Consider the following 22,264-nt stretch of genomic DNA (forward strand, 5'->3'; position numbering starts at 1 on the left):
CAAACAGGCCAACTCGTGGAAAATCTACATCCCGGCTTTCTGGTCGGACTGCTGGTCTTTCTGCTTCTCTGCTCGGCATTCTTTTCCAGCTCGGAAACCGGAATGCTCAGCCTCAACCGCTACCGCCTTCGCCACCAGGCCAAGGAAGGGCATCGGGGAGCCAAACGGGCCATCGACCTGCTGTCACGGCCGGATCGTCTGCTCGGCACCATTCTGGTGGGCAACAACTTCGTCAACATTCTCGCTTCATCGATCGCGACGGTCCTCGCGATGCAGTTGTGGGGCGAAGCCGGCATCGCCATTGCCACCATCGGCCTGACGATCCTCCTGCTGATTTTCGGTGAAATCACACCCAAGACACTCGCCGCATTGCGCCCCGAGGCAATCGCCTACCCTGTCAGCCTGCCGCTCTCGCTGCTACAGAAGGTGCTGTACCCGCTGGTGGCGATGCTCGGCTGGATCAGCAACGGCATGCTCAGGCTGATCGGCGTGGATCCGTCGAAGAAAGGCACCGACAGCCTGTCCACCGAAGAGCTGCGCAGCGTGGTGCGCGAGTCGGGCAGCGACCTGCCGATGAATCGCCAGAGCATGCTGCTCGGCATTCTCGACCTTGAACGGGTGACCGTCGATGACATCATGATCCCGCGCAACGAAGTCGCCGGCATCGACCTCGAGGACGACCTGGAAGTCATCGTCGGCCAGCTGCGCACCACACCGCATACTCGGCTGCCGGTATTCCACAAGGACATCAATCAGATCGAAGGCATCGTCCACATGCGACAGATCGCCCGGCTGCTCAGCCACGACCAGTTGACCAAGGAAAGCCTGCTCCAAGCCTGTAACGAGCCCTACTTCGTCCCCGAGAACACTCCGCTTTCGACCCAGCTGCTGAACTTCCAGAAACAGAAGAGACGCATCGGCATCGTCGTCGACGAATATGGCGACGTGCTCGGCATCGTCACCCTGGAAGACATCCTCGAAGAAATCGTCGGCGAGTTCAGCAACCAGGACGCCTTGCGCAGCCCCGATATCCATCCCCAGGACGACGGCACCCTGGTCATCGACGGCGCCGCCTATCTGCGGGAGATCAACCGAGCCCTCGGCTGGCAGCTGCCCTGCGATGGGCCAAAGACGCTCAACGGCCTGATCACCGAGGCCCTAGAACAGATCCCCGACAGCGGCATCTGCCTGCAGATCGGCCTGTATCGACTGGAAATCCTCCAGGCCGCCGACAACCGGGTCAAAAGCGTGCGGGCCTGGGTAGCCGAAGGCAGCCAGGCCACGCCCGCGGACGAGCGGTAAGCCGCGCTACAAGGACACCTCGACCGCGGCAGCCGCGCGTAGCGCCTTGGCCCTGGCCGCCTCGATCGACGCGTCGCGTGCCAGCGCCACCCCCATGCGCCGCTGACCACTGACTTCCGGCTTGCCGAACAACCTCAGCGCGGTGTCCGGTTCGGCAAGTGCCGCGCCCAGATTGCCGAAACTCACTTCACGCGACTCTCCCGACACCAGCAGCACCGCCGATGCCGATGGGCCGAGCTGCCGGATGGCGGGAATCGGCAGCCCCAGGATCGCCCGCGCATGCAGGGCGAACTCGGACAGATCCTGGGAAATCAGCGTGACCAGGCCAGTATCGTGGGGCCTCGGCGAGATTTCGCAGAACCAGACCTGGTCGCCCTTGACGAACAACTCCACGCCGAAGATGCCTCGCCCGCCCAGCGCCTCGGTGACCGCCAGCGCAATGCGTTCGGCCTCGGCCATGGCCGCCGCACTCATCGGCTGCGGCTGCCAGGATTCCTGATAATCGCCCCGTTCCTGGCGATGACCGACTGGCTGACAGAACGTGGTCCCGCCGACATGACGCACCGTCAGCAGGGTGATTTCGTAATCGAAGTCGACGAAGCCTTCGACGATCACCCGCCCCTTTCCGGCCCGCCCACCGACCTGGGCATACTCCCAGGCCGCCGCGATATCCGCCTCGCTGCGCAGCACCGACTGACCTTTGCCGGATGAACTCATGACCGGCTTGATCAGGCACGGAAAGCCGATTGCCCGCACCGCGCCGTGGCAGTCTTCCAGCGAATCGGCGAAGCGATACGGCGAGGTCGGCAAACCAAGCTCCGCCGCCGCCAGGCGCCGGATTCCCTCGCGGTTCATCGTCAGCTGCGCGGCACGGGCGGAGGGAATCACCGTATAGCCCTCGGCCTCGAGCTCGACCAGCGTCGAAGTGGCGATGGCTTCGATCTCGGGGACGATGTAATGCGGTTTTTCCTGCTCGATGATCGCGCGCAACGCCGCGCCATCGAGCATGTCGACCACATGGTGACGGTGCGCGACCTGCATGGCCGGCGCGTTGGCGTAGCGATCCACCGCGATCACCTCGACGCCCAGGCGCTGCAGTTCGATCAATAATTCCTTGCCCAGCTCACCCGAACCACAAAGCAGGACGCGAACGGCGCTGGCAGACAGCGGAGTGCCAATTCTTGGCATGGAATCCCTCGTTAGCAGATGTTGGTTACAGCAACTGACCACGCTCGCGAGCGCGCTCATGGCAGCGCTGCAATACCTCGCGCCGCTCGTTGTTGTTCAGCCGGCTCCAGCGAATGATTTCATCGACGTTACGCTGGCAGCCAATGCAAATATCGTCCTCGTCCAGCGCGCAGATGCTCACGCAGGGCGAGGCAATCGGTTTCTCGACCGGCTCAGGCATCAATCGTCCTGCTCCGCCAGCTCGCGCGCATAGCGCTGCGCGTTCTGCACGTAATGCGCGGCGCTGGCCTCGAGCATCTTCTTCTGCTCCTCGGTCAGTTCCCGCACCACCTTGCCGGGCGAGCCGACCACCAGCGAGCCATCGGGAATCTCCTTGCCTTCGGCAATCAGGGTGTTGGCGCCGATGATGCAGTACTTGCCGATCCTGGCGCCGTTGAGCACCACCGAATTGATGCCGATCAGGCTGTAGTCGCCGACACTGCAACCATGCAGCATGACGTTGTGGCCAACGGTGACGCCGGTTCCCAGCGTCAGCGGATGCCCCATGTCGGTATGCAGCACGCTGCCATCCTGGACGTTGCTGTTCTCGCCGACATGAATCAGCTCGTTGTCGCCACGCAGCACGGCACCGAACCAGACACTCGCCCCGGCGTCCAGACGGACCTTGCCGACCAGCGTGGCGTTCGGTGCAGCCCAGCTCTCTGGGTGATTTTCGACGCGGGATTGCCCCAGACGATATTTCACGGTGATGACCTCCTGGTTTGACAGGCCGCAACGGCGGCCTTCCTCATCGCATGACGCGACTTGCTCAGCGGGTTAGATCGATATAGGAAGCGGGCGCCCGGCGCATCTCGATACCAGCGTCGTACACCAGGTTGACCAGCTCGACGATCATGATCGCCGTCAGCCCCCAGATCTGGTATTCGCCATAACGGTAAGAGGGGATGTACCAGGCGCCGCCCTGGTAGTCGATGCGATGGGTCACTTCGCGCGGGTCCTGGCAGAAGAACTCCAGCGGCACCGAAAACACCGAGGCGATCTCGGCGTCGTTGGCGCGGTATTCGACGTAGTCGGGCACGATGCCGACGTAGGGCGTGACATGGATGCCATGCAGCGAGATCAGGCTGCTGAGCGGCCCGACGACTTCCACTATTCCAGGTGCGAGGCCGACTTCCTCCTCGGCCTCGCGCAGGGCCGTCTGCATCAGATCGTCGTCTTCGGGGTCACGCCGGCCGCCGGGAAAGGCCACTTCGCCGCCGTGTGTGGAAAGCCCGCTGGCGCGCAGTGTCAGCACCAGTTCGGGCGACTCGCCGCGCGTTATCGGCATCAGCACCGCAGCCTCGGGCAACGGACCCTCGGGCTCCAGGAGGTGCGGCGAGTAATCGCGCACCCGTTGGAGAATCCTGTCGAGCATGAATTTTCTCTTTGCGTCTTTGACCGGCATCATGGCACGAAAGCGCAGACCCGCCCAAGGCGCAGCGGACGAAAATCACCATGCGGAGCACCTGCCATGATCATTCTCGGATACGGTCGGTCAGCCCCCGCTTTTCGGGCGATGACACCTCCCCTAGAATGCGGCTCCATGACCGGGTGCGGCAGACCTTCCCGGCACGCTTCATATATGGCGCCTTCAGGCTGCCAATGCAGAAAGGTCTGATGCAGTCATGATCCAGGATGTCCCAATGCGCTGGCTGTTTGCCGTTTTCTGCCTGATGTTCGCGAGCATGTCCCATGCCAGCGCCGCCCCATCCCTCGAGGGAGCGCTGATCGACAAGGTGCTGGTCGTCAAATCCGAACGGCAACTGCACCTGATCAGCCGCGGCGAGGCCGTCCGGAGCTACCGCGTCTCGCTTGGCAAGCAGACGGGCCCCAAGCAGCGCGAAGGCGATCAACGCACGCCCGAAGGTTTCTACTGGATCGACTGGCGCAAGACCTCCGACAGGTTCAACCTGGCGATGCACATCTCCTACCCGAACGCCAAGGACATGGCCCGCGCCAGCGCCGAGCGCGTCCCTCCCGGCAGCATGATCATGCTCCACGGCACGCCTCTGGACGAGGAGTATCCGGAGTGGTTCTTCCACACGCTGGACTGGACCGAAGGCTGCATCGCCTTGAAGAACGACGACATGCGGGAAATCTGGAACCTGGTGAAAGACGGCACGCTGATAGAAATTAGGCCTTAGCCGATCAAGGCCACGGCCGCATTCATCAAAAAACCATATCCGACAGGCGCCATACATCGTATGCCGGCGTTTCGTACGGGTGCGCCCGCTTGAGCGCCTTGACGCTGTCGTGGATCAATTCGTCCGCGACCACCATCTCGACCTTCCACTCCGATACCGGCTGCACCTGTCCCTGCTCGCCCAGATAGGGTTGGCTGCCTTCCAGCGGCCGATACTGCCCGCGCCCGAGCACCTGCCAGCAGCATTGATCGTAGGCGCCGATGCGCCCGCCACCTGCCGCGAAAACCGCTTTCTTGACTTCGTCCAGATGGCTCTCCGGAACGTAGAAACACAGTTTATACATCACCATCTCCACACAGAGAACCACAGGCAGAACACAGGCCCCGCGGTAGAACCAGTTTTTGGTAAGCCAGAACGCCGAACGCTGCCGTCAGTCAATGTTCAGACGCGCTGTTGCAGGCCAGGTTCAGCCAGACAGCGTTGACCCGTTCACAACAGGAAAAGCCCGGTGCATTCGCATGCAACCGGGCTTTCTCATGGCGCCAGTCCGCCTCAGTCGACCCAGACCCTGGCATTGCGGAACATGCGCATCCAGCCGCCATCCTCCTGCCATTCATCGGGGCGCCAGGAGTTGGTCACCGCGCGGAAGACCCGCTCCGGGTGCGGCATCATGATGGTCACGCGTCCGTCCCTGGTGGTCAGGCCGGTAATGCCGCGTGGCGAGCCGTTGGGGTTGGCCGGATAACGCTCGGTGACCTTGCCGTGGTTGTCGATGTAGCGCAACGCCACGGTACCGGACAGATCCGCCTCGAGCAGCGCGGCCTCGTTCTCGAACTCGGCATGGCCTTCCCCATGGGCGATGGCGATCGGCAGGCGCGAACCGGTCATGCCCTGCAGGAAGATCGAGGGCGACTCCTGCACCTGGACCATCGCCACACGCGCCTCGAACTGCTCCGAGCGGTTGCGCACGAAGTGCGGCCAGGACTCGCTGCCCGGGATCAGCTCGTGCAGGTTGCTCATCATCTGGCAACCGTTGCACACGCCGAGGGCGAAGCTGTCGCTGCGCTCGAAGAATGCCTGGAAGCCATCCCGCGCACGGGCATTGAACAGGATCGACTTGGCCCAGCCCTCACCGGCACCGAGCACGTCGCCGTAGGAGAAACCGCCGCAGGCCACCAGCCCCTTGAAGTCTTCCAGGCTGATGCGCCCGGAGAGGATGTCGCTCATGTGCACGTCCACGGCGGTGAAGCCGGCGCGGTCGAACGCCGCCGCCATTTCCACCTGACCGTTGACGCCCTGCTCGCGCAGCACCGCTACCTGCGGACGCACGCCACTCTTGATGTAGGGCGCGGCGATATCCTGGTTGACGTCGAAGCTGAGCTTCACGCTGAGGCCGGGGTTGTCCTCCTCCAGCAGGGCATCGAATTCCTGGTCGGCACACTCGACGTTGTCGCGCAGACGCTGGATGCGGTAGCTGGTCTCGGCCCACTGCTGTTGCAGCAACCGACGATCGCCGCTGAAGACTTCGTTGCCGCCGAGGCTGATGGAGACGTAGCCGTTGTTGATCGGCTGACCGATCACCGCCACGCAGTCGCCGAGGCCGGCGGCGCTGAACTGTGCCAGGACGATCTCGGTGTCGTCCTGACGCACCTGGATTACCGCGCCCAGCTCTTCGTTGAACAGCACGGCGGGGATTTCGTCCGCATCGTCCAGCAGGCCGTCCAGGTTCAGGCTCAGCCCACAGTGACCGGCGAAAGCCATTTCCAGCACGGTGGTCAGCAGGCCGCCATCGGAGCGGTCGTGGTAGGCCTGCAGCAGGCCATCGGCGTTCAGTCCCTGGATCACCGCGAAGAAGGCCTGCAGGTCCTCGGCATCGTCGACATCCGGCGCCTGGCGGCCGAGCTTGCCGTACACCTGGGCCAGGATCGAGCCGCCCATGCGGTTCTGGCCACGGCCCAGATCGATCAGGATCAGGTCAGTGGCGCCCTTGTCCAGACGCAGCTGCGGGGTCAGGGTCTGGCGCACGTCGATCACCGGCGCGAAGCCGGAGACGACCAGCGACATGGGCGAAGTGACGCTCTTCTCGGCGCCCTCTTCGTCCCAGCGGGTCTTCATCGACATCGAGTCCTTGCCCACCGGAATGGTCAGGCCCAGCTGCGGGCAGAGCTCCATGCCGACGGCTCTGACCGTGTCGTACAGCCGCGCATCTTCACCGGGGTGGCCAGCGGCGGCCATCCAGTTGGCGGACAACTTGATGTCGGACAGCTTCTCGATGCGCGCGGCAGCGAGGTTGGTCAGCGTCTCACCGATGGCCATCCGTCCCGATGCCGGTGCATCCAGCAGCGCCAGCGGGGTGCGCTCGCCCATAGCCATGGCTTCGCCGGTGTTGACATCGTAACTGGTGGTGGTCACGGCACAGTCGGCCACCGGCACCTGCCAGGGGCCGACCATCTGGTCGCGCGCCACCATGCCGGTGATGCTGCGGTCGCCGATGGTGATCAGGAAGCTCTTGCTGGCCACTGCCGGATGGCGCAGCACACGGGCGACGGCCTCATCCAGATAGACCGAGGCCGCGCTGAAATCATCGCCCAGCTCGGCTTCGCGACTGGCGCTACGGTGCATGCGCGGCGTCTTGCCGAGCAGCACATTGAGCGGCATGTCCACCGGCTTGTTGCCGAAATGGCTGTCGGCCACGGTCAGATGCAGTTCCTCGGTAGCCTCGCCGACCACGGCGAAGGGGCAGCGCTCGCGTTCGCAGATGGCCTTGAAACGCTCGAAATCGCCCGCGTCCACCGAGAGCACGTAGCGCTCCTGGGACTCGTTGCACCAGATCTCGTGCGGCGCCATGCCGGGTTCGTCGTTGGGAACATTGCGCAGCTCGAAACGACCGCCGCGACCAGCGTCGTTTACCAGCTCGGGGAAGGCGTTGGACAGGCCGCCGGCACCGACGTCGTGGATGAACTTGATCGGGTTCTGTTCGCCCAACTGCCAGCAACGGTCGATCACTTCCTGGCAACGACGCTCCATTTCCGGGTTGTCGCGCTGCACCGAGGCGAAATCCAGGTCCGCCGAGCTGGCGCCGGTGGCCATGGAGGATGCCGCGCCGCCGCCGAGGCCGATCAGCATGGCCGGGCCGCCGAGTACGATCAGCTTGGCACCGACGCTGATCTCGCCTTTCTGCACGTGATCTTCGCGGATGTTGCCCATGCCACCGGCGAGCATGATCGGCTTGTGGTAGCCCCGCACTTCCTCGCCGCGCGGAGTTTCGACGCGCTGTTCGAAAGTCCGGAAATAGCCGGCCAGTGCCGGACGGCCGAATTCATTGTTGAACGCCGCGCCACCCAGCGGGCCTTCGATCATGATGTCCAGCGGCGTGACGATGCGCTCGGGCTTGCCGTAGGGCTTTTCCCAGGGCTGCTCGAAGTCGGGGATGTTCAGGTTGGAGACGGTGAAGCCGGTCAGCCCCGCCTTGGGCTTGGAGCCACGACCGGTGGCGCCTTCGTCGCGGATCTCGCCGCCCGAACCGGTGGCCGCGCCGGGGAACGGCGCAATGGCGGTCGGGTGGTTGTGGGTTTCCACCTTCATCAGGATGTGTACCGGCTGGCGGGTCGCCGCGTACTCGCCGGTCTCGGGATTGGGGTAGAAGCGCCCGGCCTCGTGGCCGACGATCACCGAGGCGTTGTCCTTGTAGGCCGACAGCACCCCCTCGGAATGCATCTGGTAGGTGTTCTTGATCATGCCGAACAGGGACTTGTCCTGGCTTTCGCCGTCTATGTCCCAGCTGGCGTTGAAGATCTTGTGCCGGCAATGCTCGGAGTTGGCCTGGGCGAACATCATCAGTTCAATGTCGTGGGGGTTGCGCCCCAGGTCGGTGAAGCTGGTCACCAGATAGTCGATCTCGTCATCGGCCAGCGCCAGGCCCAGCTCGATGTTGGCCTGCTCCAGCGCGGCGCGGCCGCCGCCCAGCACGTCCACCGCGGTGAGCGGCTTGGGCTGGGCGTGGCTGAACAGGTTGGCGGCATCTTCGAAGCGTTCGAGCACCAGTTGGGTCATGCGGTCATGCAGCGCGGCGGCGATCAGTTGCGCATCGCCTTCGGACAGTTCGCCCTGCACGTAGAAGGCGATGCCGCGCTCCAGGCGCTGGATCTTGTCCAGACCGCAGTTATGGGCGATATCGCTGGCCTTGCTCGACCAGGGCGAGATGGTGCCGAAACGCGGCACCACCAGGAACAGCCGGCCCGCCGGCTCCTGCACGGGTACGCTCGGGCCGTACTTGAGCAGCCGGGAGAGCACTTGCTCCTCGTCCGCACCAAACGTGCCGGATACTTCAGCGAAATGAGCAAACTCGGCATACAGCCCGCTTACAGCGGGGACCTTCGCGATCAGTTGTGCCAGGAGCTTGCCGTGACGGAAGGCGGAAAGAGCGGGAGCGCCGCGCAGGATCAACATCGTCGGAACAGCCTCGGAGGGGGGAGCAGTCGGGCCGCGTATTCTAGCCCATGACGGCCTCCGAGGCTAAGACTGCGCAAGCGTAAAACCGGCCGTAGGTAGATCACGCCTCACCGATCCACCGGGTGGCGATACACCGGGTGGCGTTCTACCGGGTGGCGCCCCACCGAGCGAAGTCACGGTGGATGTAGAACGCGACATCCACCCTACGCACCGCTCTCAATGCAGGATCTGACTGAGGAACAACTTGGTGCGCTCGTTGCTCGGCCGGGTGAAGAAGGTTTCGGGATCGGCCTGTTCGACAATCTCGCCCCTGTCCATGAAGATCACCCGGTCGGCCACGGTCCGGGCGAAACCCATTTCATGGGTCACGCAGAGCATGGTCATGCCGCTTTCGGCGAGGCCGATCATGGTGTCGAGCACCTCCTTGACCATCTCGGGATCAAGCGCCGAGGTAGGCTCGTCGAACAGCATGATCTTCGGTTTCATGCACAGCGCCCGGGCGATGGCCACGCGCTGCTGCTGGCCACCGGACAATTGCCCCGGAAACTTGCCGGCCTGCTCCGGAATGCGCACGCGCTCCAGATAGTGCATGGCGATCTCCTCGGCCTGGTGGCGCGGCAGCTTGCGCACCCACATGGGCGCCAGCATGCAGTTCTGCAGCACGGTCAGGTGCGGGAACAGGTTGAAATGCTGGAAGACCATGCCCACCTCGCTACGAATGGCCTCGATCTGCTTGAGATCGTTGGTCAGCTCCACGCCATTGATCACGATGCGGCCCTGCTGATGTTCCTCGAGCCGATTGAGGCAACGGATGGTGGTCGACTTGCCCGAGCCTGACGGCCCGCAGAGCACGATGCGCTCGCCCTGGGTGACGCTCAGGTCGATGTCCTTGAGCACGTGGAACTGGCCGAACCATTTGTTCACGCCCTGCATCTGGATGACCGGTTCGCCGGAGCGCTCGGGTTGCGCGGATTGCAGTGATGTATCGCTCATGATGTCTCTCCTAACTCCGGTGATTGGTGTCGAGCTTGCGTTCCAGATGCATGGAATAACGCGACATGCCGAAACAGAACAGCCAATAGACCAGCGCGGCGAAAACGTAGCCCTCTGTCGACATGCCCAGCCAGGCCGGGTCGCTCGTGGCGCGCTTGATGCTATTGAGGAAGTCGAACAGGCCGATGATGATCACCAGGCTGGTGTCCTTGAACAGCGCGATGAAGGTATTGACGATGCCCGGAATGACCATCTTCAGCGCCTGCGGCAGGATCACCAGGATCATGCTGCGCCAGTAGCCCAGGCCCATCGAGGCGGCCGCTTCGTACTGCCCCTTGGGTATCGCCTGCAGGCCACCACGCACCACCTCGGCGATGTAGGCGGCCTCGAAGAAGATCACCATCACCATGGCCCGCATCAGCTTGTCGAGGTTCATGCCTTCGGGCAGGAACAGCGGTAGCATCACCGAGGACATGAACAGCACAGTGATCAGCGGCACGCCGCGCCAGAACTCGATGAAGGTGACGCACAGCACGCGAATCGCCGGCATGTCCGAACGGCGTCCCAGCGCCAGCAGGATGCCCATCGGCAAGGCGCCGGCAATCCCTACGGCAGCGATGACAATGGTCAGCATCAGCCCGCCCCAGCGCGACGTCGAGACCGTTTCCAGGCCGAGGAAACCACCGTGCAGCAGCCAGTAGGCCAGCAATGGATAAAGCAGCAGGTAGGCGATGCCGTAACGCACCTTGTGCGGCATCTGACGGAGGAAGAGCGGCGCCGCACCGAGGATCGCCAGCCAGGCGGCGGCATCCACCCGCCAGCGTAGCTCCGTTGGATAGAAACCGTACATGAACTGGCTGAAACGCGTCTGGATGAACACCCAGCAGGCGCCCTCGCGGCTACAGTCGGCGCGCGTCTCACCGGTCCAGTCGGCCTTGACGATGGCCCAGTCAATGATCGGCGGCACGACCAGCCAGATCAGATACAGGCCGACCAGCGTCAGCAAGGTATTGAGCCAGCTGGAAAACAGATTGGCGCGCAACCAGCCGACCACACCGATGTTGCGCGAAGGTGCCGGCAGGTCGGGCTTGAAAGTATGAGTCGTCATGCGCCATTCCTTACCGTTCGATCAGCGCGATGCGCTTGTTGTACCAGTTCATCAGCAGCGAAATGCTGATGCTGATGGCCAGGTAGACGCTCATGGTGATGGCCATGGTTTCGATCGCCTGGCCGGTCTGATTGAGCACCGTGCCGGCGAACAGCGACACCATGTCCGGGTAGCCGATGGCCGCCGCCAGCGAGGAGTTCTTCGCCAGGTTGAGGTACTGGCTGGTCAAAGGCGGAATGATCACGCGCAACGCCTGAGGCACAATCACCAACCGCAGCACCCGACCGGGGCGCAGCCCCAGCGAGGCCGCCGCTTCGGTCTGGCCATGGCTCACCGACTGGATGCCGGCACGTACGGTTTCACCAATGAAGGCCGCGGTGTAGATAGACAGTGCCAGCACGATCGACACCAGCTCAGGAATCACCACCCAGCCGCCACGGATATTGAAGCGCCGCAGCTCGGGAATTTCCCAGAGGAACGGCCCACCGAACAGCAGTGAACTCAGCCAGGGAATCCCGATGAACAACCCGAGGCTGATCCAGAACACGGGAAAGGTCTGCCCGGTGGCATGACGACGGGCACGCGCCCAACGGTTGAGCAGGACGATGGCGATCAGCGCCAGCCCCAGCGCCATCCAGAACGGCCAGAAGCCTTCACCCGCACTGGGCGCCGGCATCTGCACGCCGCGATTGTTGATGAAGATGATGTCCCACAGGCTCAGGCTGTTTCGCGGTCCCGGCAACGGGCTGAGCACGGCGAAGTAGACGAAGAAGATCTGCAGCAACGGCGGGATATTGCGGAAGACCTCGATATAGACGGTAGCGATCTGGCGAATCAGCCAGTTCGGCGACAGCCGTCCCACCCCCAGGATGAAGCCGATGATGGTCGCCAGGATGATGCCGATCACGCTGACCAGCAGCGTATTGAGCAGGCCGACCCAGAAGACCCGGCCGTACGTGTCGCTTTCGCTGTAGTCGATCAGGTGCTGCGGTATGCCGAAGCCGGCTGCGTTGTCGAGAAACCCGAACCCCGAAGTGATGCCACGATGGGCGAGGTTGGTCTGGGTGTTGTGGAACAAAAACCAGCCGAACGCCACGACAGCGATAACGGCGACAATCTGGAACGCCCAGGCACGCGCCTGCGGATCCGTTAGCAGAGAGCCGCGCACGACCCCTGCTTTGGCGTTGGTTCGCATCAAAAAACCTCACACGGCATTTGCCGGCGCAGACGCACCGGCAACGCTCATCCTTGAAACAAGGCCAGCGTGACGGCTGGCCTCGCACGATCAGCGCACCGGTGGTGCGTACTGCAGACCGCCATTGGTCCAGAGCGCGTTCAGGCCACGTTCGATTTTCAGATCACTTCCCGAGCCGATGTTGCGTTCGAAGACCTCCCCATAGTTGCCGACCTGCTTGACGATCTGCACCGCCCAGTCCTTCGGCAGCTTCAGGTCCTTGCCGTATTCGCCTTCCGCGCCGAGCAGGCGCGCGACATCCGGGTTTTTGGTGTTCTTCGCGGTTTCCTCGACATTCGCGGCGGTCAATCCGAGCTCCTCGGCATTGACCATGGCGAACAGCGTCCAGCGCACGATGTCGAACCACTCCTCGTCACCCTGACGTACGGCCGGGCCAAGTGGCTCCTTGGAGATCACTTCCGGCAGCACCACGTAGCTGTCCGGGTCGGCCAGCTTGATTCGCTGGGCATAGAGCTGGGACTGGTCGGAAGTGAGCACGTCGCAACGGCCGGACTCCAGCGATTTGGCGCTCTCGTCCGAGGTGTCGTAGGTGATGGGAGTGTAGTTGAGACCGTTGGCGCGGAAGTAGTCGGACAGGTTCAGTTCGGTGGTGGTGCCGGCCTGGATACAGACGGTGGCGCCATCGAGCTCCTTGGCGCTGCTGACGCCCAGCTCCTTGTTCACCAGAAAGCCCTGACCATCGTAGTAGGTCACGCCGGTGAAATTCAGCCCCATGGCCGCGTCACGCGAACTGGTCCAGGTGGTGTTGCGTGACAGCACATCGATTTCGCCGGATTGCAGCGCGGTGAAGCGCTCCTTGGCGGTCAGCGGACTGAACTTGACCTTGTCGGCATCACCGAAGACCGCAGCCGCGACGGCGCGGCAGACATCCACATCGATTCCCTTGTACTGGCCCTTGGCATCGGTATACGAAAAGCCCGGCAAGCCGTCGCTGACGCCGCACTGCACGAAGCCCTTGCTCTTCACGGCATCCAGGGTCGCCCCTGCCTGCGCCAAGCCGCTGGTGCCCAAAAGTGTCGCGGCACCGAGCACGGCCAGAGTGGATTTAACCCTTATCATCGAAACCTCCAGTTTGCTTTTATTCTGCGGGGGTCGGGTCTTCTACCCGGGATCGCTGGATGCCAATCGACACGCGCCGATCGAACTGACAGAAGAACCTGACCTGAGTCTAGTCGCCCATTGATGATCGGCAACTGCCCGCCATGCGCCGTGTTGCAGAAAATGCAAACGGCCCCGCACGACGGGTTCCAGGGTGGAACAGCAAACGGCATGCCACGCAGGGCCCGGCTTCATCGAGCCGCAAGGAACGGGTAACCTCCCGGCCCACCGGGCATGTTTTCAATGCCCATTCAGCTTAGAACGCCCCAACCTGAGGCAAGCCGCCCCCAACTGGAACTGGACCATGAACGAACCCCTGATCATCGAACCGGCACAGGTGGCCGATTCCTGCGTTATCTGGCTGCACGGGCTGGGCGCGGACCGCTACGATTTCCAACCGGTCGCCGAAGCCCTGCAACAGCGCCTGTCGAGCACCCGCTTCGTGCTGCCGCAAGCACCGACGCAGCCGGTCACCATCAACGGCGGCTGGAGCATGCCGAGCTGGTACGACATTCTCGCGATGAGCCCCGCCCGGGCGATCAACCGTGACCAGCTGGAAGCCTCGGCCCAACAGGTCATCAGCCTGATCGAGACGCAACGCGACGGCGGCATCGACCCGGCGCGCATCTTCCTGGCCGGCTTCTCCCAGGGCGGCGCCGTGGTGCTGCATACCGCGTTCCTGCGCTGGCAAGGCCCGCTGGGTGGCGTGATCGCGCTGTCGACCTATGCACCGACCTTCAGCCGGCCGCTGCCGCTGATGCCCGCCAGCAAGCGCTACCCGGTGCTGTGCCTGCATGGCCGCAACGACAACGTGGTGCTGCCGGCCATGGGCCGCGATGCCTACGAGTGCCTGACAGCCGAAGGTGTCGATACGACATGGCGCGACTACCCGATGGCTCACGAAGTGCTGCCTCAGGAGATTCACGACATCGGCGACTGGCTGGCCGCACGCCTCGCCTGACCCTCTCGGCCACGTCGCCCAGGCCCCAAGGTCGAGCGATTTTCACGGCGGGTCGCCGATGCGGATAGCCGCGTTCCGGCGCCGCTGGCGTGGCGCCGCGGGGCGTAGGCGGCAAAGCTTCGCCCTGCATGCATCTTGCATTACACTGGCCGCCGAATTTTCTGATCAACGACGAGAAGACCGTGCTCAAAGCACTCAAGAAAATCTTTGGCAAGGATCCGGCCGAACAGCCGGGCATGCAGGCCATCGAAACGCCCTCGAACATGGGCGAAGAAAAACAGCCCGACCGCTTCGAGTCGGCCTCTCGGGCCAAGTCGTCGGCGGCCAGCAAGCCACGGCGCGCCAGCAAGCCTTCGGCCCCACCCGCTCCCGCCTGGAAGCTGGAAGACTTCGTGGTCGAACCGGCCGAAGGCAAGACCCGCTTTCATGACTTCAAGCTCGCCCCGGAACTGATGCACGCCATCCAGGACCTGGGCTTCCCCTACTGCACGCCGATCCAGGCGCAGGTGCTGGGCTTCACCCTCAAGGGACGCGACGCCATTGGCCGCGCGCAGACCGGCACGGGCAAGACAGCGGCCTTCCTGATCTCGACCATCACCCAGCTGCTGGAAACGCCACCGCCCAAGGAACGCTACATGGGCGAGCCGCGCGCGCTGATCATCGCGCCGACCCGCGAGTTGGTGGTGCAGATCGCCAAGGATGCACTGGGGCTGGCCAAATACACCGGCCTGAACGTGATGAGCTTCGTCGGCGGCATGGACTTCGACAAACAGCTCAAGCAGTTGGAAAGCCGCTATTGCGACATCCTGGTCGCCACCCCGGGACGGTTGCTGGACTTCAACCAGCGCGGCGACGTGCACCTGGACATGGTCGAAGTGATGGTCCTCGACGAAGCCGACCGCATGCTCGACATGGGCTTCATTCCCCAGGTCCGCCAGATCATTCGCCAGACACCGCCCAAGAGCGAACGCCAGACCCTGCTGTTCTCCGCCACCTTCACCGATGACGTGATGAACCTGGCCAGGCAATGGACCACCGACCCGGCCATCGTCGAGATCGAGGCGCAGAACGTCGCCAGCGAAACCGTCGAGCAGCACGTCTATGCCGTCGCCGGCAGCGACAAGTACAAGCTGCTGTACAACCTGATCGAGCAGAACGACTGGACGCGGGTCATGGTGTTCGCCAACCGCAAGGATGAAGTGCGCCGCATCGAGGAACGCCTGACACGTGACGGCATCAGCGCCGTGCAGATGTCCGGTGACGTGCCGCAGCACAAGCGAATCCGCGCGCTGGAAGGCTTCCGCGAAGGCAAGATCCGCGTCATGGTCGCGACCGATGTGGCCGGCCGCGGCATCCACGTCGACGGCATCAGCCACGTGATCAACTTCACCCTGCCCGAAGTGCCGGACGACTACGTACACCGCATCGGCCGCACCGGCCGCGCCGGCGCCAGCGGCACCTCCATCAGCTTCGCCGGCGAGGACGATGCCTTCGCCCTGCCCGCCATCGAGGCCCTTCTGGGACGCAAGATCAGCTGCGAAACGCCTCCCGCCGAGCTGCTCACACCGGTTCCGCGCAAGCACTGATGTACAAGAGAAAAGGCGAAGCCAAGGCTTCGCCTTTTCTCTTCGTGTCCCGCAGGCTGTCCTGAATCAAAGCCTCGTCGACAAGAAAGCGCTAAGGTAAGGCTGTCAACGAAACCGCGAGGCGCTCCATGTACGATATCGATTCGATGCTGGTCATTCTTCTCATCAGCTTTGCACTGATGTGCGTGGGCTTCAGCTTCCGCGACAGGCAATGGGGCGTGGGCGCTCTCGCCATCGGCATCCTTTCGGTACTTTCCACGCTGTTCTACAAGCTCTACATCACCTTCAACTGAGCAGTGGGTCCGCTAGCTGCGCCAGCTGTCGGCCGCGGACTGATCACTTTCACGCCCCTCGACCCAACGTGGTCCGTCGGGTGTCGTCTCCTTCTTCCAGAACGGCGCCCGCGTCTTCAGGTAGTCCATGACGAAGCGGCAGGCATCGAACGCGGCCTCGCGATGGGCACTGGCGGCGCCGACGAAGACGATGGGTTCGCCCGGTTCCAGCGGGCCGACCCGGTGCAGGATCTCCAGCTTGAGCAGCGGCCAGCGCTGTACGGCTTCGTCGGCAATTTTCCCGAGCGCCTTTTCGGTCATGCCCGGCGCGTGCTCCAGAAACATCCCGGCCACGTCCCGACCATCGTTGAAGTCGCGCACGTAGCCGACGAACCCGGCCACCGCACCGATGCCCAGGTTGGCCGCATGCAGCGCATTGAGTTCGGCGCCGGGATCGAATGGCGCCTGCTGGACGCGAACGCTCATGCTCAACCTCCAGTCACGGTGGGAAAAAAGGCGACTTCGTCACCGTCGGCAATCGGCTCGTCCAGGCCGCAGAGTTCCTGGTTCCGCGCACACATGAGGTTCTGCTCGGCCAGCACCTCCCATGCATTACCCCTGGCCAGCAGCGTGCGCCGCAGGTCATTGACGGTGCGCAGGCTCGCATCCCATTCCAGCTGTTCGGCATCCAACCCGAGGGTTTCACGATAACGCGCGAAATAGTGCAGATCGATCATGCCGGCACCTGCCAATGGCCACTCTTGCCACCCAGTTTCTCCAGCAGCCGCACGCCTTCGATGACCATGCCTTTATCCACCGCCTTGCACATGTCGTAGAGGGTCAGCGCGGCGACGCTGACAGCGGTCAGGGCTTCCATCTCCACACCGGTCTGCCCCGCCAGTTTGCAGCGCGCCTGGATACGCACGCGATCCTCTCCCTCCGGCTCCAGCTCGACCTTGATGCTGGTGAGCAGCAGCGGATGACAGAGCGGGATCAACTCATGGGTCTTCTTCGCCGCCTGGATGCCGGCGATACGCGCCACGGCGAAAACGTCGCCTTTGGGATGGCCGCCCTGCTGGATCATCTGCAGAGTCTCGGGGAGCATTCGTACCAGCGCTTCGGCCACTGCCTCACGCGCAGTCACCGCCTTGGCGGTGACGTCGACCATGTTGGCGCGGCCCTGGGAATCGAGATGGGTGAGCATTGCAAACCTTCTTGTTATCCGGACAGCGGCCAGTCTAACCGATCGAGCGCTGCGGCTGGACGAGATGAAGGGCCACCCCGTCCTGCCACGAGCGCTGTCACGGCTTCTCGCCTTGGCTACATATGCGCCTCCGCGTACTCGGCCAGCACCGAGCGCGGCACGCCCTGCAGGGTGACATGGACGCCATGAGGGAAATCCTTGAAGCGCTCGGTGAGGTAGGTCAGCCCGGAACTGGTGGCCGACAGGTAGGGCGTATCGATCTGCGCCAGGTTCCCCAGGCAGACCACCTTGGAGCCGGCACCGGCACGGGTGATGATGGTCTTCATCTGGTGCGGGGTGAGGTTCTGGCATTCGTCGATCAGGATCAGGCTCTGCTGGAAACTGCGCCCGCGAATGTAGTTGAGCGATTTGAACTGCAGCGGCACCTTCTGCAGGATGTAGTCCACGCTGCCGTGGGTGTTCTCGTCATCCATGTGCAGTGCTTCGAGGTTGTCGGTGATGGCCCCCAGCCAGGGCTCCATCTTCTCCGCCTCGGTGCCGGGCAGAAAGCCGATGTCCTCGTCCAGCCCCTGCACGCTGCGGGTGGCGATGATGCGCCGGTAGCGCTTGCTGACCACCGTCTGCTCGATGGCCGCGGCCAGCGCCAGGATGGTCTTGCCGGAACCGGCGGCGCCGGACAGGTTGACCAGGTGGATATCCGGATCGAGCAGCGCGAACAGCGCCAGCGCCTGGTGGATGTCACGCGGGCGCAGGCCCCAGGCTTCCTGGTGCAGCAAGGGCTCCTGGTGCATGTCCAGCAACAGCAGCTCATCGGCCTTGATGCCCTTGATCCAGCCGACGAAGCCCTGCTCGTCGAGGATGAACTCGTTCAGATGAACCGCCGGCAGGTTGTCGATCAATTGCACCCGGTGCCATGTCCTGCCGTGGCCCTGCTGGGTCTCCACCTTGCTGACGCGGTCCCAGAATGAACCGCTGAGGCTGTGATAACCGCGTGACAGCTGACCGACGTCATCGACCAGCTTGTCGGTCTGGTAATCCTCGGACGCCACGCCGCAGGCACGTGCCTTCAGGCGCATGTTGATGTCGTTGGTCACCAGCACCACCGGCACGCCAGCACTGCGCTGCTGCAGCTCGACCACCTGGTTGATGATCTTGTTGTCGTTGAGGTCTTCCGGCAGTTTCGTATTGGCGCTTCTGCTCATCAGGATCGACAGGCTGCCACAGGCCTCACCACCGTTGCGCTGGATAGGGACGCCGAGCTCCACCTCTTCGGGCGTGGCATTACCCAGCACCTTGTCGATCAGCCGGATGACCTGGCGGCATTCGGCAGCCACGCTGTGCTTGCCGCTCTTGAGCTTGTCCAGCTCCTCCAGCACGGTCATGGGAATGGCGACCTGGTGTTCTTCGAAGTTCAGCAGAGCGTTGGGGTCATGGAGCAGGACGTTGGTGTCCAGAACATAGAGGGTGGGCTGAGTAGCGCGGGGTCTGCCGTAGTCATCCATACGCGATCACCTTTTCCGTAGAGCCGGACGACGGAGCGTCTGAGCGCACCGCCACTTGGGACCACCGGAAACGGGCAGCAGGCGTGGGCAGCAGGGGCTTGGGGCCACCCAGGGGCCGCCACCTGTGTCGCAGGTTTCGGCGGTCTGTATGAGGTAATAGCGCAAAAGAGATGACAGAAAAAAGTCTTTTCGACGAGATCGCGACTTTATTTGCGTCTCGACGAATAGGCCTTGGCGAACCCGTCTCCGCAGGGCTAGAGTCGGCAGCTCCCCTGTGCGCTTTCGTCGCACCAAACCCCGCCGATGTCCTTCTCTCCAACATCCTGACTGCTGCTGCCCAATCGTCTCCTCGGCACACCCCGGCTGGGCGATTAAGCGGAACGAACAGGCCCATAGCTGGAGCCAGCGCCGCCATAACGCCTAGAATCGCCGCACACGGACAGGAGACTACCCATGCTGATGGTGATTTCACCGGCCAAGACGCTCGACTACGACACGCCGCCGGCAACCCAGCGTTACACGCAACCCCAACACCTCGACCACGCCGAGCAACTGATCGAACAACTGCGTGGGCTTTCCCCGCTGCAGATCGGCGAGCTGATGCATCTGTCCGACAAGCTGTCGGCGCTGAACGCCGCGCGCTACGGGAGCTGGACATCCGATTTCACACCGGATAACGCCAAGCAGTCGCTGCTTGCATTCAAGGGCGACGTCTATACCGGCCTCGCTGCCGAGGATTTCTCCGAACAGGATTTCGACTTCGCCCAGCGCCACCTGCGCATGCTATCGGGCCTCTATGGCGTGCTTCGTCCGCTGGATCTGATGCAGCCCTACCGACTGGAAATGGGCACGAAGCTGGCCAACCCGCGCGGCAAGGATCTGTATGCCTTCTGGGGCGAGCGCATCAGCGGCTGGCTGAACGAAGCGCTCGAGGCCCAGGGCGACGAGGTATTGCTCAACCTGGCCTCCAATGAATATTTCGGTGCGGTCAAACGCAAGGCGTTGAACGCGCGCGTGATCGATGTCGACTTCAAGGACTGGAAGAACGGCCAGTACAAGATCATCAGCTTCTATGCCAAGAAGGCGCGCGGCCTGATGGCCCGTTACGTGATCAAGGAGCGCATCCAGAACCCGGAACAGCTGAAGGCGTTCAGCTATGACGGCTATCGCTACAGCCCGGATGACTCCTCGCCAGACCGTCTGGTGTTCCTCCGCGACTCGGCCGCCTGAGCCGACGTCTCCCGCGAGCCACACGGCTCGCGGCCCCCTCTGGCTGACAACAGCCATCGCGACCGGCAGAACCCCGTCCATCGCCCTCCTCACGCTTGCCGATCAGCGGCAGCGTCCGCGGGAACTATCCGCAGACACCGACAATCATAAGCGCGTACCGGCAATTCCAGATGGAAAGGGACGTCGCACATGAAGGTGCAGTGGGACTCGAATCAGCATTTACGCGGCATCAGGAATCAGTGCCTGGCAGCGCCGCAGACGGTCAACTCGCCTTGCGCCATCTGGCGCCGTGACACAGCACTTCCCCTGCCCGCCCCGCTGACCAGCCAAGCGCCACGTCACACAGGGACCGGGGCGACTCCCCGACAAGACCGGGCGCTCACCCACATCCGGCCACGATGCGCGACGAGTCAGCATTCCTGACCACCCAGACGGACAAGAAGAAGCCCTTCTCTCAATCATTCAGGAGAAACAACATGATTCCGGTGATCCTTTCAGGCGGTAGCGGTTCCAGACTATGGCCGTTGTCGCGCAAGTTGTTCCCCAAGCAGTTTCTCGCGCTGACCGGCGAGCAGACCCTGTTCCAGCAGACCGTCGAGCGGCTGGCCTTCGAGGGCATGCAACCGCCGCTGCTGGTGTGCAACAAGGAACACCGCTTCATCGTCAAGGAGCAGTTGGCGGCTCGCAAGCTGTCCGTGCAGGGTCTGATGCTCGAGCCATTCGGCCGCAACACCGCCCCAGCAGTCGCCATCGCGGCGATGAAGCTGATCGAGGAAGGCCGTGACGAGCTGCTGCTGATACTGCCGGCCGATCACGTCATCGAGGATCAGAAAGCCTTCCAGCGTTCGCTGGCCCTGGCCACCAACGCGGCCGAGAACGGCGAGATGGTGCTGTTCGGCATCCCCGCGACCCGCCCGGAAACCGGCTACGGCTACATCAAGTGCGACCTCGACGATCGCAGCAATCTGCCCGAAGGCATCAACCGCGTGACCCAGTTCGTCGAGAAGCCGGACGAAGAGCGCGCCCAGAGCTACGTCGAGTCGGGCGACTACTACTGGAACAGCGGCATGTTCCTGTTCCGCGCCAGCGTGTTTCTGGACGAGCTCAAGAAGCACGACCCGGATATCTACGACACCTGCGCCGCCGCGCTCGAGCGCAGCGTGAAGAATGGTGAGGAGGTGCTCATCGATCCCGCCACCTTCGCCTGCTGCCCGGACAACTCCATCGACTACGCCGTGATGGAGAAAACCGCACTGGCCTGCGTAGTGCCCATGTCCGCCGGCTGGAGCGATGTCGGCTCCTGGTCGTCGATCTGGGACGTTCTCGAGAAGGACGCCAACGGCAACGTCATCAAGGGCGACGTGATCGCCGAAGACAGCCGCAACTGCCTGGTCCAGGGCAATGGCAAGCTGGTTACCGTGCTCGGCCTGGACGACATCGTCGTGGTGGAAACCAAGGACGCCATGATGGTCGCGCACAAGGACAAGGTGCAGGACGTCAAGAAGCTGGTCGCCAAGCTGGATCAGCAGAACCGTTCGGAAACCCAGAACCATTGCGCCGTCTATCGCCCCTGGGGCTGGTACGACTCGGTGGACATGGGCGGCCGCTTCCAGGTCAAGCGCATCTGCGTAAACCCGGGCGCTGCGCTGTCGCTACAGATGCATCATCACCGTGCCGAACACTGGATCGTCGTCTCCGGTACGGCGCAGGTGACCTGTAACGAGAAAACCTTCCTGCTGACCGAGAACCAGTCCACCTACATCCCGGTGACCTCGGTTCACCGTCTGGCCAACCCGGGCAAGATTCCGCTGGAAATCATCGAGGTCCAGTCGGGCAGCTACCTGGGCGAAGACGACATCGAGCGCCTGGACGATGTCTATGGCCGGGCCGAAAGCGACAGCACCCGAACCCAGGCAGTTCGCTGAAGAGA

General features: G+C 63.2%; 21 protein-coding genes. 7 read left to right on the forward strand and 14 right to left on the reverse strand.

The window, feature by feature from the left end:
- Nucleotides 1-15 precede the first annotated feature (15 nt).
- Entirely contained in the window at nt 16-1,302 is a 1,287-nt protein-coding gene (locus tag EA795_RS15665) for an HlyC/CorC family transporter (RefSeq protein ID WP_122078289.1), read from the forward strand.
- Nucleotides 1,303-1,308: 6 nt separating this feature from the next.
- Here EA795_RS15665 and purT read toward each other — a convergent pair whose 3' ends face one another.
- The 4 genes from purT to EA795_RS15685 all read right to left on the reverse strand — a co-directional run bounded on the left by purT (nt 1,309) and on the right by EA795_RS15685 (nt 3,904).
- Nucleotides 1,309-2,490, reverse strand: a complete 1,182-nt coding sequence (gene purT / locus EA795_RS15670) for a formate-dependent phosphoribosylglycinamide formyltransferase (RefSeq protein ID WP_122078290.1) — start codon at nt 2,488-2,490, stop codon at nt 1,309-1,311.
- 25 nt (nt 2,491-2,515) lie between these two features.
- Nucleotides 2,516-2,710: a DUF1289 domain-containing protein gene (locus tag EA795_RS15675; RefSeq protein ID WP_014851799.1), complete on the reverse strand. Its 195-nt coding sequence runs from the start codon at nt 2,708-2,710 to the stop codon at nt 2,516-2,518.
- Nucleotides 2,710-3,234, reverse strand: a complete 525-nt coding sequence (locus EA795_RS15680; RefSeq protein ID WP_014851798.1) for a gamma carbonic anhydrase family protein — start codon at nt 3,232-3,234, stop codon at nt 2,710-2,712. Before EA795_RS15680 ends, EA795_RS15675 begins: the two co-directional genes overlap by 1 nt.
- A gap of 64 nt (nt 3,235-3,298) precedes the next feature.
- Nucleotides 3,299-3,904: a CoA pyrophosphatase gene (locus tag EA795_RS15685; RefSeq protein ID WP_014851797.1), complete on the reverse strand. Its 606-nt coding sequence runs from the start codon at nt 3,902-3,904 to the stop codon at nt 3,299-3,301.
- A gap of 268 nt (nt 3,905-4,172) precedes the next feature.
- Here EA795_RS15685 and EA795_RS15690 point away from each other — a divergent pair, with 268 nt between their 5' ends.
- Nucleotides 4,173-4,673, forward strand: a complete 501-nt coding sequence (locus EA795_RS15690) for a L,D-transpeptidase family protein (protein ID WP_058077113.1) — start codon at nt 4,173-4,175, stop codon at nt 4,671-4,673.
- Nucleotides 4,674-4,698: 25 nt separating this feature from the next.
- Here the strand turns inward: EA795_RS15690 and EA795_RS15695 are convergent, their stop codons facing one another.
- The 6 genes from EA795_RS15695 to EA795_RS15720 form a co-directional block, all read right to left on the reverse strand.
- Entirely contained in the window at nt 4,699-5,016 is a 318-nt protein-coding gene (locus EA795_RS15695) for a YqfO family protein (protein WP_014851795.1), read from the reverse strand.
- 209 nt (nt 5,017-5,225) lie between these two features.
- Complete coding sequence (purL, locus tag EA795_RS15700) at nt 5,226-9,122, reverse strand: phosphoribosylformylglycinamidine synthase (protein ID WP_122078292.1); 3,897 nt, start codon at nt 9,120-9,122, stop codon at nt 5,226-5,228.
- A 219-nt stretch (nt 9,123-9,341) separates the two neighbouring features.
- Nucleotides 9,342-10,118 (reverse strand): amino acid ABC transporter ATP-binding protein, encoded by a 777-nt coding sequence (locus EA795_RS15705; protein ID WP_122078293.1) that lies wholly within the window; start codon nt 10,116-10,118, stop codon nt 9,342-9,344.
- A 10-nt stretch (nt 10,119-10,128) separates the two neighbouring features.
- Nucleotides 10,129-11,226: an amino acid ABC transporter permease gene (locus tag EA795_RS15710; protein WP_122078295.1), complete on the reverse strand. Its 1,098-nt coding sequence runs from the start codon at nt 11,224-11,226 to the stop codon at nt 10,129-10,131.
- Between the two features lie 10 nt (nt 11,227-11,236).
- Nucleotides 11,237-12,421 carry an amino acid ABC transporter permease gene (locus EA795_RS15715; RefSeq protein WP_014851791.1) on the reverse strand — a complete coding sequence of 395 codons (1,185 nt, stop codon included), beginning with the start codon at nt 12,419-12,421 and terminating at the stop codon, nt 11,237-11,239.
- A gap of 90 nt (nt 12,422-12,511) precedes the next feature.
- A complete protein-coding gene (locus EA795_RS15720; protein WP_122078296.1) occupies nt 12,512-13,540 on the reverse strand; it encodes an amino acid ABC transporter substrate-binding protein in 1,029 nt (342 codons plus the stop codon).
- Between the two features lie 343 nt (nt 13,541-13,883).
- Between EA795_RS15720 and EA795_RS15725 the strand changes: the two genes are divergently transcribed.
- From EA795_RS15725 to EA795_RS21065, 3 genes are all read left to right on the forward strand, one after another.
- Nucleotides 13,884-14,540: an alpha/beta hydrolase gene (locus EA795_RS15725; protein WP_058077119.1), complete on the forward strand. Its 657-nt coding sequence runs from the start codon at nt 13,884-13,886 to the stop codon at nt 14,538-14,540.
- Nucleotides 14,541-14,722: 182 nt separating this feature from the next.
- Nucleotides 14,723-16,126, forward strand: a complete 1,404-nt coding sequence (gene rhlB / locus EA795_RS15730) for an ATP-dependent RNA helicase RhlB (protein ID WP_205891496.1) — start codon at nt 14,723-14,725, stop codon at nt 16,124-16,126.
- 128 nt (nt 16,127-16,254) lie between these two features.
- Complete coding sequence (locus EA795_RS21065; RefSeq protein ID WP_014851787.1) at nt 16,255-16,419, forward strand: hypothetical protein; 165 nt, start codon at nt 16,255-16,257, stop codon at nt 16,417-16,419.
- A gap of 12 nt (nt 16,420-16,431) precedes the next feature.
- Here EA795_RS21065 and moaE read toward each other — a convergent pair whose 3' ends face one another.
- The 4 genes from moaE to EA795_RS15750 form a co-directional block, all read right to left on the reverse strand.
- Nucleotides 16,432-16,884: a molybdopterin synthase catalytic subunit MoaE gene (gene moaE / locus EA795_RS15735; RefSeq protein ID WP_122078299.1), complete on the reverse strand. Its 453-nt coding sequence runs from the start codon at nt 16,882-16,884 to the stop codon at nt 16,432-16,434.
- A gap of 2 nt (nt 16,885-16,886) precedes the next feature.
- Entirely contained in the window at nt 16,887-17,135 is a 249-nt protein-coding gene (locus EA795_RS15740) for a MoaD/ThiS family protein (protein WP_122078324.1), read from the reverse strand.
- The gene (moaC, locus tag EA795_RS15745; protein WP_058074615.1) at nt 17,132-17,602 is read right to left on the reverse strand and encodes a cyclic pyranopterin monophosphate synthase MoaC; all 471 of its coding nucleotides are present in this window, start codon (nt 17,600-17,602) and stop codon (nt 17,132-17,134) included. The genes EA795_RS15740 and moaC overlap by 4 nt, the downstream gene beginning before the upstream one ends.
- A gap of 116 nt (nt 17,603-17,718) precedes the next feature.
- Nucleotides 17,719-19,104 (reverse strand): PhoH family protein, encoded by a 1,386-nt coding sequence (locus tag EA795_RS15750; RefSeq protein WP_014851783.1) that lies wholly within the window; start codon nt 19,102-19,104, stop codon nt 17,719-17,721.
- Between the two features lie 453 nt (nt 19,105-19,557).
- Here EA795_RS15750 and yaaA point away from each other — a divergent pair, with 453 nt between their 5' ends.
- Nucleotides 19,558-20,334, forward strand: coding sequence for a peroxide stress protein YaaA (yaaA, locus tag EA795_RS15755; protein WP_122078301.1), 777 nt, complete (start codon nt 19,558-19,560; stop codon nt 20,332-20,334).
- Nucleotides 20,335-20,810: 476 nt separating this feature from the next.
- Nucleotides 20,811-22,259, forward strand: coding sequence for a mannose-1-phosphate guanylyltransferase/mannose-6-phosphate isomerase (locus EA795_RS15760; RefSeq protein ID WP_014851781.1), 1,449 nt, complete (start codon nt 20,811-20,813; stop codon nt 22,257-22,259).
- Nucleotides 22,260-22,264: the final 5 nt, after the last annotated feature.

Origin of the sequence: Stutzerimonas nitrititolerans (assembly GCF_003696285.1) — a bacterium.
GTDB classification, from domain to species: Bacteria; Pseudomonadota; Gammaproteobacteria; order Pseudomonadales; family Pseudomonadaceae; genus Stutzerimonas; species Stutzerimonas nitrititolerans.

What these genes read in the sequence shown, in the direction of transcription:
- moaE (WP_122078299.1), bottom strand. Translation starts at nt 16,884, where the DNA reads ATGAGCGTTCGCGTCCAGCAGGCGCCATTCGATCCCGGCGCCGAACTC.
- EA795_RS15705 (WP_122078293.1), bottom strand. Translation starts at nt 10,118, where the DNA reads ATGAGCGATACATCACTGCAATCCGCGCAACCCGAGCGCTCCGGCGAA.
- EA795_RS15760 (WP_014851781.1), top strand. Translation starts at nt 20,811, where the DNA reads ATGATTCCGGTGATCCTTTCAGGCGGTAGCGGTTCCAGACTATGGCCG.
- EA795_RS15715 (WP_014851791.1), bottom strand. Translation starts at nt 12,421, where the DNA reads ATGCGAACCAACGCCAAAGCAGGGGTCGTGCGCGGCTCTCTGCTAACG.
- EA795_RS15690 (WP_058077113.1), top strand. Translation starts at nt 4,173, where the DNA reads ATGCGCTGGCTGTTTGCCGTTTTCTGCCTGATGTTCGCGAGCATGTCC.
- EA795_RS21065 (WP_014851787.1), top strand. Translation starts at nt 16,255, where the DNA reads ATGTACGATATCGATTCGATGCTGGTCATTCTTCTCATCAGCTTTGCA.
- EA795_RS15685 (WP_014851797.1), bottom strand. Translation starts at nt 3,904, where the DNA reads ATGCTCGACAGGATTCTCCAACGGGTGCGCGATTACTCGCCGCACCTC.
- EA795_RS15750 (WP_014851783.1), bottom strand. Translation starts at nt 19,104, where the DNA reads ATGGATGACTACGGCAGACCCCGCGCTACTCAGCCCACCCTCTATGTT.
- purT (WP_122078290.1), bottom strand. Translation starts at nt 2,490, where the DNA reads ATGCCAAGAATTGGCACTCCGCTGTCTGCCAGCGCCGTTCGCGTCCTG.
- EA795_RS15710 (WP_122078295.1), bottom strand. Translation starts at nt 11,226, where the DNA reads ATGACGACTCATACTTTCAAGCCCGACCTGCCGGCACCTTCGCGCAAC.
- EA795_RS15675 (WP_014851799.1), bottom strand. Translation starts at nt 2,710, where the DNA reads ATGCCTGAGCCGGTCGAGAAACCGATTGCCTCGCCCTGCGTGAGCATC.
- moaC (WP_058074615.1), bottom strand. Translation starts at nt 17,602, where the DNA reads ATGCTCACCCATCTCGATTCCCAGGGCCGCGCCAACATGGTCGACGTC.
- purL (WP_122078292.1), bottom strand. Translation starts at nt 9,122, where the DNA reads ATGTTGATCCTGCGCGGCGCTCCCGCTCTTTCCGCCTTCCGTCACGGC.
- EA795_RS15695 (WP_014851795.1), bottom strand. Translation starts at nt 5,016, where the DNA reads ATGTATAAACTGTGTTTCTACGTTCCGGAGAGCCATCTGGACGAAGTC.
- yaaA (WP_122078301.1), top strand. Translation starts at nt 19,558, where the DNA reads ATGCTGATGGTGATTTCACCGGCCAAGACGCTCGACTACGACACGCCG.
- EA795_RS15740 (WP_122078324.1), bottom strand. Translation starts at nt 17,135, where the DNA reads ATGATCGATCTGCACTATTTCGCGCGTTATCGTGAAACCCTCGGGTTG.
- EA795_RS15720 (WP_122078296.1), bottom strand. Translation starts at nt 13,540, where the DNA reads ATGATAAGGGTTAAATCCACTCTGGCCGTGCTCGGTGCCGCGACACTT.
- EA795_RS15725 (WP_058077119.1), top strand. Translation starts at nt 13,884, where the DNA reads ATGAACGAACCCCTGATCATCGAACCGGCACAGGTGGCCGATTCCTGC.